This is a genomic window from Nitrosomonas sp. Nm166 (genome assembly GCF_900112825.1).
In the GTDB taxonomy this organism is placed as follows: domain Bacteria; phylum Pseudomonadota; class Gammaproteobacteria; order Burkholderiales; family Nitrosomonadaceae; genus Nitrosomonas.
This window is the reverse complement of sequence record NZ_FONE01000028.1, coordinates 33,625-43,409: the sequence shown is the minus strand read 5'-3', so window position 1 is coordinate 43,409 and position 9,785 is coordinate 33,625. Positions and strand designations below refer to the sequence as shown.

Sequence of the window (9,785 nt, the reverse complement as noted above, 5' to 3'; positions counted from 1 at the left end):
TTTCACTGGCGAGGTTTTCTGGGCTCGAGGGTATTTTGTTTCGACGGTCGGGCTTGATGAGGGGATAGTCAGGGCGTATATCCGCAACCAAGAACATGAGGATGAACGCTACGACCAAATGAAATTGGACGTTTAGCCGCCTTGGGCGGCTCATGGTTTAGGGCGCCTTTGAGGCGCTCACCCAATAAGCCTCCGGCTTTGCCGGAGGTAATTTAACTTCTTGCAGAATTAACTCGGTAGAATCACAATGGTCTCAGTATCTTAATTTTTATCCAGTCTACGGTATTGAATGGCTTCTGCAATATGTTGATTGCTGATTTTCTTAACTCTTGATAAATCCGCAATCGTTCGTGCTACTTTGAGAATGCGGTGATAGGCACGCGCGGACAGGTTCAAGTGGTTGATGGCTTGTTTGAGCAGGTTTTCACTGGTAGTGTCTAAGGCGCAGAATTGATCGATTTCCTTGACGCTCAGGCGGCCGTTGGTTTTATTCTGCCGGTTAAGTTGCAGTTGATGAGATTGCTCAACCCGCTGGCGGATTACGCTGCTTTTTTCGTCGGTCAAGCGCTGTTGCATCAGTTCCTGCTGCGGCACCGCCGGAACTTCGATTTGCATGTCGATGCGATCCAGTAATGGGCCGGAGATTTTCGCCCTGTAGCGGGCAACCTGATCGGGGGTGCAATGGCATTTGCCGTTGGGATGTCCGAGATAGCCACAGGGGCAGGGATTCATGGCAGCAATCAGTTGAAATTGCGCCGGGAATTCAGCCTGTCGTGCTGCCCTTGAGATGGTGATTTTTCCCGATTCCAGCGGTTCGCGCAGCACTTCGAGGACCTTGCGGTCGAACTCTGCCAATTCGTCCAGAAATAACACGCCATGCATCGCCAGTGAAATTTCACCCGGGCGAGGGTGGCTACCACCGCCCACCAGGGCTACGCCAGAGGCGGTATGGTGAGGCGAGCGGAAAGGGCGGCGTTTCCAGTTTTCGATATTGAAGCTGCCGTAACTGAGTGATTGAATGGCTGCGGATTCCAGCGCTTCCGCTTCGGTCATCGGCGGCAAGATAGAGGGAAAGCGTGCTGCCAGCATGGATTTTCCGGTACCGGGCGGGCCGATCATTAGAAGGCTGTGACTGCCGGCGGCGGCAATTTCCAAAGCACGTTTTGCATGTGCCTGACCTTTGACTTCATCAAGATCAGTTGCATCATTCACTCGAATGTCATTACCGACGGTATGCTGGTAGACGGGTAAAGGTTCTCTGCCGCTCAGGTGGGCGCATATTTGCAGCAGTGATTTGGCTGCATAAATCGTGGATTTTTTTACCAGCGCGGCTTCAGCGGCATTTTGTTGCGGTAACACGAAGCTGCGGCCAGACTGGGACGCGCTGTAAGTCATCGCCAGCGCGCCGTGTATCGGACGCAGTTCACCCGTTAAAGCCAGTTCACCTGCCCATTCATATTGATCTAGCTTGTCTTTGGGGATTTGTCCGGTCGCCGCCAGAATACCCAGTGCAATGGGCAAATCAAAACGCCCACTCTCCTTGGGCAGATCAGCAGGGGCCAGATTGATGGTGATACGCTGCGCAGGAATTTTGAATTGTGCGTTTTGCAGGGCTGCTCTGACGCGATCCTTGCTTTCTCTGACTTCAGTGTCAGGAAGTCCAACGATAGTAAAGCTTGGTAAGCCGTTGGCGATATGCGTTTCCACTGTCACCAATGGTGCTTGCATTCCTGAGAGTGCACGACTATACAGGACAGCGAGTGACATTTGCGTAAGGTAGTCCTGTAGGTAGTCCTGTAATCGCAGGGTACGGGGCAGGTATTAATTCAAAGAGGCCAACTGTAGCATTAACATTGATTGAGGTCACCCTCTTTGCCGGACTCTTCGCTTTGCACAGTGGATTGCCGCATGATTTGACTCAACCGTGCTTCCAGTTCAGAAACTCTGGCTTCGAGAAGCAGCAATTTCTCACGCGTGCGCTGCAATACTTCCTGCTGCACATCAAATTCGTCACGAGTGACTAAATCGAGCCGGTTAAAAGCGCCTGATAACAAGACCTTCATATTTTTCTCGATGTCTTTGGCTGGACTGTGTTGCAGTATCTCGCTGACTTTAGTGTTGATTTCATCGATAATATTTTTGTTAAGCATCGTTGTTCTCCTGGTTGATTGAACTCACTGCTTGATCAGCCGGCTATGGCGGCTACATGGTAAAATTTCACAATGATCTTCTCTATTGCATCGAATTATCCACTGTTATGACGCAGCGTTCCAGTTTTAAGGCTGAGGACTGTGTCATGCTACCCTCAATCGATGAATAGGTGAATACTTTTTAATAGCTTTTTTAGCGGTTAATTTCTGAATACATGCATGGAACGCATACAATTACTTGGCAATTGGATTAAAGAGCAATTCCCGGCACGGCCATTTACTGTGCAGCCGGCATCAGCGGATGCCAGTTTCCGGCAATATTTCCGCGTTTCCTTTGATGATCAGTCGCTGGTGGTGATGGATGCACCGCCGCAACATGAAGACTGCGCGCCATTTCTGCAAGTGGCGGAGATTCTTGCTGCAACCGGTGTGCATGTGCCGGAAATATTGGCAAAGAACCTGAATGATGGTTTCTTGTTACTGTCTGATCTGGGCAATACGACTTTCTTGCAGGCGCTCAATAACCAGCCGGGTAGAGCCGGTCATTTCTATAATGATGCGATTGATGCGCTCGTCAAAATACAATTGTCGCAGCAGGTAAAAGATTTGCCGGATTATGATGAAGCGTTGTTGCTAAGAGAACTCAACTTGTTTCCTGACTGGTATATCGCAAAACATTTGCAGATAAGTTTGTCAGAGAAGCAGCAAGGAGTTTTTCGGACTGTTTTTACCCAGATTCTACAAAATAATCTCGCGCAACCGAAAGTGCTGGTGCATCGCGACTATCATTCGCGAAATCTGATGGTGGCGTCTCCCAATCCCGGCATTCTTGATTTTCAGGACGCCGTGTATGGTCCAATTACTTATGACTTGGTGTCGTTATTCAAAGATGCTTATATCCATTGGGATGAAGAGCGCATTCTGGACTGGACGATTCGCTATTGGGAGAAAGCCCGCAGGGCGGGGCTGCCAGTATCAGCTGATTTTGCCGCATTTTACCGGGATTTTGAATGGATGGGCGTACAACGCCACCTCAAAGTGCTGGGCATTTTTGCCCGCCTGAACTACCGTGACGGTAAAGCGGCTTATCTGAACGATATGCCTTTGGTGATGGCCTATTTGCGCAAGGCTTGCGAACGCTACCGGGAATTGTATCCATTACTGAATTTGCTGGATGAGTTAGATCCCATCGAGCCAGGCCCGAAAATTGGCTATACTTTCTAGCGTTCCTTATAAGGCCATGATTCTCGCGGCAGGGCGCGGAGAACGCATGCGGCCGCTTACGGATGCTGTGCCCAAGCCTTTGTTGAAGGCGGGCGGACACGCACTCATCGAATATCAATTGAGAAGCCTGGCGCGCGCGGGTTTTTCCGATATCGTCATTAACCATGCGTATCTTGGAGAAATGATCGAAAATGCTTTGGGCAATGGCGAGCGATATGGTGTTAACATTCGGTATTCACCTGAAAAAATTGTTCTGGAAACGGCTGGCGGAATCGCCAATGCTTTGCCGTTGCTGACGAATCAATCTAGTGATTTGCCATTTCTGGTCATCAATGCGGATATTTATTGTGCGATGGATTATGCACTGCTGCTACCAGAAATGGATGCGATGCAATCGAGTACCAACCAGGGACTTGCACATCTTGTGCTGGTCAGTAATCCACCGCATCATAGCGAAGGCGATTTTGCCCTGCATGGAGATCAGGTGACACTGACAGGCAACCATAAGCTGACTTTTAGCGGAATCGGTATTTATCGGTCACAGCTTTTTGATACGGTGAAACCAGGTCTGCCAGTGAAACTGGCACCACTGCTGCGGCAGGGAATGCAAGAAAAAAAAGTTAGTGGCGAATTTTTCTCCGGGCAATGGGTCGATGTGGGAACGCCGGAGCGGCTTGAATTACTGGATCAGCAACTCAAATGCCAATCAGAATGATCAATAATTGGATCAGTTTAGAAACTCAAGGCATGCATTTATGACACAAATTCAACCTTTTATCGTGCGCAGACAACTTCTGGCAACCAGAATGCAATCCGGGATCGCTATTATCCCGACAGCGCCGGAGCGGTTGCGTAACCGTGATGCGCATTATCCTTATCGATTTGACAGTTATTTTTATTACTTGACGGGGTTTCGTGAACCCGAAGCAGTATTGGTAATTATTGCAGAGACAGACAAAACGCCGGCAAAGCATATTTTATTTTGCCGTGAAAAAAACCAGGAGCGTGAAATTTGGGATGGTTACCGTTATGGTCCAGAAGCGGCCAGAGAAATGTTTGGCTTTGATGCGGCTTATCCCATTTCCAAACTGGATGAATTACTTCCCCAACTATTAGCTGATCAGCCTGCTATTCATGTCGCACTGGGATTGGATCCTGCCTGGGATCAGCGCATTGTCGGCTGGTTGAATCGAGTGCGTGAACAAACTCGCACGGGTGTCACTGTACCGGGAAAAATTCAGGATTGCCGCGTATTGCTGGATGAAATGCGCCTGATCAAAAGTACTGACGAGCTGCAAATTATGCAGCGTGCGGCAGACATTTCAGTGCAAGCGCACCAGCGTGCGATGCAGACGACTCGTCCGGGAATGCGAGAGTACGAGATCGAGGCTGAATTGCTTTATACCTTCTACCGGCATGGTGCCCAAGCACCTGCCTATACATCCATTGTAGCGGGCGGTGCCAACGCCTGTGTGTTACATTATGTTGAGAACGATGCCGAGCTGAAAGCAGATGATTTGCTATTGATTGATGCCGGATGCGAGCTGGACGGCTATGCTTCAGACATTACCCGGACGTTTCCGGTGAATGGCAAATTTACTGCTGTGCAGAGGGATGTTTACCAATTGGTATTGGCTGCGCAGGCTGCAGCCATTACCCAAGTGAAACCAACAAACACCTGGAATGATCCGCATCAGGCTGCATTGCGTGTGCTGGCGCAAGGTTTTATCGATCTGGGATTATGCCAGGGCAGCGTGGATGCAGTGCTGGAGTCAGGGGATTACAAACGTTTTTATATGCATCGAACCGGGCATTGGCTGGGAATGGATGTGCATGATGTCGGTGAGTATAAGCAAAAAGGCGAGTGGCGCTTATTGCAACCTGGTATGGCCCTGACCGTCGAACCGGGCTGTTATATCCGTCCGGCAGATAATGTTCCAGAATATTTATGGAATATCGGAATTCGAATTGAAGATGATGTCATTGTCACCCAGACGGGTCATGAACTTTTAACGGCGGCAGCGCCCAAAATGGTAGCCGAAATAGAGGAGTTGATGCAATGAACGATGAAGAGAGGAAAATTATTATCGACAAGGTTTCTGAATATCACCAGAAAGAATCAGGAGAATATCAGCGCGTGCCGATTTCTACCATGCACCGCTGGCTTACCTACGCGATGCTCATTCCGGTTGTGGTTGTCCTGGTGCTTATAGGCGTTTTCTTTTTTGCGGCCTTTCTTACTTTACTTCTAGTGGCTGTCGTGGTGATTGGCATACGATTCTGGTGGTTGCGCAGGAATTTTGAAAGTACGATGCATCAACCGGATGATTTAAATGATTTTAAACGGCAAACTGAATCTGATCGAGCGGTGGTCATCGAAGATGCGCAGATCATTGAAGAAACAGAAGTTCATTCAGGTAAGCAAAAGAAATAACCCTTTGAGATAGCGTTGGTATAGTTGGTATATTCTGCTGAAATTTGCACTGTTAAAATTATATTAAATTTCTGAGGATCCTTCCCATGTCGATGTTGTCAATCAATCCAGCGACCGGTCAAACCCTGCAATCCTTTGCTACATGGCAAACTGACGAAATCAATACGGTGTTGAGTCAGGTTGAGTCTGCGCAAACCGGCTGGGCTGCGCTTAGTTTTGAGCAGAGATCACGAATGATGCGAAACCTTGCGCAGGTATTCCGTCAGAACAGTGAGGATTATGCCAATCTGATCACGGATGAGATGGGAAAATTATTAAAAGAAGCCGGGGCGGAAGTAGAGAAATGTGCCATCGGCTGTGATCATTATGCAGACCATGCGCAATCCTATCTCAGTGATGAGATGATCGCATCCGATGCCAGCCGCAGCCTGGTTGTTTATCAGCCTTTAGGCACAGTGTTATGCATTATGCCGTGGAATTTTCCATTCTGGCAATTAATTCGCGCGGCTGCGCCAGCGATGATGGCAGGGAATACTGTTGTGTTAAAACATGCATCGAATGTTCCGCGTTGCGCCCTTGCACTGGAAGATGCATTTCAGCAAGCCGGATTTCCAGCCCATACTTTTCGTACCTTGATGATCACTGCTGAGCAGGCTGAAGCGGTGGTTGCTGACAAGCGGATTGCCGCTGTTACCCTGACTGGCAGCAGTACTGCAGGGCGCCGGGTAGCCGCCATTGCTGGTCAGCATTTAAAAAAATGCGTACTCGAGCTTGGTGGATCGGATCCTTTTATTGTGTTTGACGATGCAGATATCGAATTGACAGCCAGGCAAGCCTTATTGGCTCGTTTTCAAAATATGGGGCAAAGCTGCATTGCCGCCAAACGTTTCATTCTCTTGGACTCTATTGCTGATTCCTTTGTAGAGCACTTTAAAACTCTGGTCGATCAACTGCACAGCGGTGATCCGAAAAATGACGCTACCGGTATTGCGCCACTGGCACGTGAAGATTTGCGCATACAATTACACGCGCAAGTTGAGCGAAGTTTGATTTCGGGCGCAAAACTCGTAATCGGCGGTTCCTTTATGGGAACGCAAGGTGCTTATTATTATGCACCGACGATTCTGGATCATGTTCGTCCCGGTATGCCAGCCTTTGATGAAGAATTGTTTGGTCCTGTTGCTGCGATAGTGCGCGTAAAAAATACCGAAGAAGCGATCAGATTGGCTAACCTTACGCCTTTTGGTCTGGGAGGCAGTATATGGACGCGCGATACGGTTCGGGGTGAAGCGTTGGCGCGGCAAATTCATGCCGGTAGTGTTTTTGTCAATGGCATCGTCAAAAGCGATCCACGTTTGCCATTTGGCGGTGTTAAAGATTCAGGATATGGCAGAGAGTTGTCCTATCACGGCATCCGTGAGTTTGTGAATATCAAAACCGTATGGATTAAATAGCGTCGATCAAGCCTCTGATGAGGCAGCCAAGCTTCTGCTTCAGATTAAGTGTGAATTTGAATTATTTAAAACTGAGAATGGGGATGTGCCTATGAAAATTCACGAATATCAGGCAAAAGAGATTTTGCAAAAATATGGCGTTGTCACTCCGAAAGGTATTGCTTGTTTCAGTGTTGACGAAGCGGTCAGTGCTGCGCAGCAATTGGGCGGCAAGGTATGGGTTGTCAAGGCGCAGATTTATGCAGGCGGGCGGGGTAAAGGTGGTGGAGTGAAAGTGGCTAAGTCGTTGGATGAGGTACGGCAGCGCGCAAGCGAAATTCTGAATATGCGCTTGGTTACTCATCAAACCGGCCCGGAAGGACAGATAGTACACCGACTTTTTATCGAGCAGGGGGTGCCTATCGAGAAGGAATTCTATGTCGGCATGGTGGTAGACCGCAGCCGCCAGCGCGTGTGTCTGATCACGAGCTCGGAAGGCGGCATGGAAATTGAAAAAGTGGCGGCTGAAACGCCTGAGAAAATTCATAAAGTGTATGTTGATCCGATCGCGGGCCTCAGTCAGCAGCAGGCTGTAGAAGCTACACAAAAAATCGGTATTCCTGCCCAAAACTTGCCGCAGGCGGTAACTTTATTGCAAAGTTTATATGAGGCCTTTGATGAGTCCGATGCGTCGCTGCTGGAGATTAATCCTTTGACATTAACCGCCGAGCAGCAGGTAATGGCCCTCGATGCCAAAATGAATTTTGACGACAATGCGTTGTTCCGTCACCCTGAGATTGTCGCTTTGCGCGATCTGGATGAGGAAGATCCACTCGAAATTGAAGCGTCTAAGCATGAGCTATCGTATATTTCGCTGGATGGCAATATCGGATGCCTGGTGAATGGGGCCGGGCTGGCGATGGCTACGATGGATATCATCAAATTGTATGGCGGAAATCCCGCTAATTTTCTCGATGTCGGCGGCGGTGCAACGGCGGAGAAAGTAACCGAGGCGTTTAAGTTGATGCTGAGCAATCCCAAGCTGCAAGCCATTCTGGTCAATATCTTCGGCGGCATCATGAAATGCGATGTGATTGCACAGGGCATTGTCATGGCAGCTCGCGATGTGCATCTCGCTGTGCCATTGATTGTGCGCCTGGAAGGCACTCATGTAGAGATTGGAAAAAAAATTCTGGCTGACTCCGGCTTGCCGATCATCTCGGCGGATAATATGGCCGATGCGGCGCAGAAAGCGGTTAATGCGACTAAAGCTAAATCATCCTCACCTCAGTCATAAAGGAGTTCGCTTATTATGTCTATCTTGATTAATCGCAACAGCCGAGTCATGACCCAGGGCATTACCGGTAAAACCGGACAATTTCATACCCGGATGTGCCGTGATTACGCGAATGGCAAGGCTTGTTTTGTCGCCGGTGTGAATCCGCGCAAGCCGGGTGAGAATTTTGAAGGCATTCCGGTTTATGCTACGGTCAAGGAAGCCAAACAGCAAACCGGTGCGAATGTTTCAGTCATTTATGTGCCGCCGCCTTTTGCTGCAGCAGCCATTGATGAAGCTGTGGAAGCCGAACTGGATTTGGTGATTTGTATTACCGAAGGTATCCCAGTACGGGATATGCTACGCACCCGCTACAAAATGCAGGGCAAGAAGACTCGCTTGATCGGCCCTAACTGTCCCGGAATCATTACGCCGGATGAAATCAAAATTGGCATCATGCCAGGGTACATCCATAAAAAAGGCCGCATTGGGGTAGTTTCACGCTCCGGTACATTAACCTATGAAGCGGTCGCGCAATTGATGGCACTTGGGTTAGGGCAGTCCACCTGCATCGGGATCGGCGGCGACCCGGTGAATGGACTGAAACACCTCGATGTCATGCAATTGTTCAATGATGACGATGAAACCGATGCGGTGCTAATGGTGGGAGAGATCGGCGGAACGGACGAAGAGGATTGCGCGCGCTGGGTGAAAGATCATATGCGGAAACCGGTGGTGGGATTTATCGCCGGTGTGACAGCGCCGCCGGGTAAGCGGATGGGGCATGCCGGCGCGATTATTTCCGGCGGCAGGGGCACAGCGCAAGAAAAGCTGGAAGTGATGGAATCCTGCGGCATAAAGGTCACCCGCAATCCGGCTGAAATGGGTAAGCTGTTGAAATCGGTTCTGTAGTGTAATTTCTGGCAATTATCAAAGGCATTTACTTATGCGTTATTGTTTATCGTTTTTAATCATTTTTGTCGTGTTAATTGTTTCCGCTTGCGCAGTTCAGCCAAAGTACCAGCTTCCGGCAAGAAAACCCGAACGCCCGGCAGGTCCGTTACCTGAAAGTGCAAAACCTAAATACAATCTGACCGGTTATCCGGTGAGCACGCAGCAAGGCTATATCGATGGTTGTGAAACGGCCAAAAGAACGAGCTGGGCCTTTAAAGATCTCAATCGTTACGACAAGGATGATCAATACCGCATGGGGTGGGATGACGGGTTTGCAATGTGCAATATGAAAAAATAAGTTTATAAGATTGTGA

General features: G+C 49.0%; 11 protein-coding genes. 9 read left to right on the top strand and 2 right to left on the bottom strand.

Annotated features, from left to right (window positions below; genetic code table 11):
* On the top strand, positions 1-136 hold a 136-nt coding region (locus BM021_RS09270), incomplete at its 5' end, for a transposase (protein ID WP_177186349.1).
* 125 nt (positions 137-261) lie between these two features.
* Here the strand turns inward: BM021_RS09270 and BM021_RS09265 are convergent.
* Together BM021_RS09265 and BM021_RS09260 are read right to left on the bottom strand one after the other, a co-directional pair.
* Positions 262-1,767, bottom strand: coding sequence for a YifB family Mg chelatase-like AAA ATPase (locus BM021_RS09265; protein ID WP_090720757.1), 1,506 nt, complete (start codon positions 1,765-1,767; stop codon positions 262-264).
* An 80-nt stretch (positions 1,768-1,847) separates the two neighbouring features.
* A complete protein-coding gene (locus tag BM021_RS09260) occupies positions 1,848-2,150 on the bottom strand; it encodes an accessory factor UbiK family protein (protein ID WP_090720756.1) in 303 nt (100 codons plus the stop codon).
* 219 nt (positions 2,151-2,369) lie between these two features.
* Here BM021_RS09260 and BM021_RS09255 point away from each other — a divergent pair, with 219 nt between their 5' ends.
* The 8 genes from BM021_RS09255 (at position 2,370) to BM021_RS09220 (ending at position 9,769) form a co-directional block, all read left to right on the top strand.
* Positions 2,370-3,374, top strand: a complete 1,005-nt coding sequence (locus BM021_RS09255; protein ID WP_090720755.1) for an aminoglycoside phosphotransferase family protein — start codon at positions 2,370-2,372, stop codon at positions 3,372-3,374.
* 16 nt (positions 3,375-3,390) lie between these two features.
* Entirely contained in the window at positions 3,391-4,089 is a 699-nt protein-coding gene (gene murU / locus BM021_RS09250) for an N-acetylmuramate alpha-1-phosphate uridylyltransferase MurU (RefSeq protein ID WP_090720754.1), read from the top strand.
* Between the two features lie 40 nt (positions 4,090-4,129).
* Positions 4,130-5,437, top strand: a complete 1,308-nt coding sequence (pepP, locus tag BM021_RS09245) for a Xaa-Pro aminopeptidase (protein ID WP_090720753.1) — start codon at positions 4,130-4,132, stop codon at positions 5,435-5,437.
* Positions 5,434-5,808 (top strand): hypothetical protein, encoded by a 375-nt coding sequence (locus tag BM021_RS09240; RefSeq protein WP_090720752.1) that lies wholly within the window; start codon positions 5,434-5,436, stop codon positions 5,806-5,808. Before pepP ends, BM021_RS09240 begins: the two co-directional genes overlap by 4 nt.
* 86 nt (positions 5,809-5,894) lie before the next feature.
* Complete coding sequence (locus tag BM021_RS09235; protein WP_090720751.1) at positions 5,895-7,262, top strand: NAD-dependent succinate-semialdehyde dehydrogenase; 1,368 nt, start codon at positions 5,895-5,897, stop codon at positions 7,260-7,262.
* Positions 7,263-7,353: 91 nt separating this feature from the next.
* On the top strand, positions 7,354-8,538 hold the full coding sequence (gene sucC / locus BM021_RS09230) for an ADP-forming succinate--CoA ligase subunit beta (RefSeq protein ID WP_090720750.1): 1,185 nt from the start codon (positions 7,354-7,356) through the stop codon (positions 8,536-8,538).
* Between the two features lie 15 nt (positions 8,539-8,553).
* Complete coding sequence (gene sucD / locus BM021_RS09225) at positions 8,554-9,429, top strand: succinate--CoA ligase subunit alpha (protein WP_090720749.1); 876 nt, start codon at positions 8,554-8,556, stop codon at positions 9,427-9,429.
* A 34-nt stretch (positions 9,430-9,463) separates the two neighbouring features.
* Positions 9,464-9,769, top strand: coding sequence for a hypothetical protein (locus BM021_RS09220; protein WP_090720748.1), 306 nt, complete (start codon positions 9,464-9,466; stop codon positions 9,767-9,769).
* The last annotated feature ends 16 nt before the right edge of the window (positions 9,770-9,785 follow it).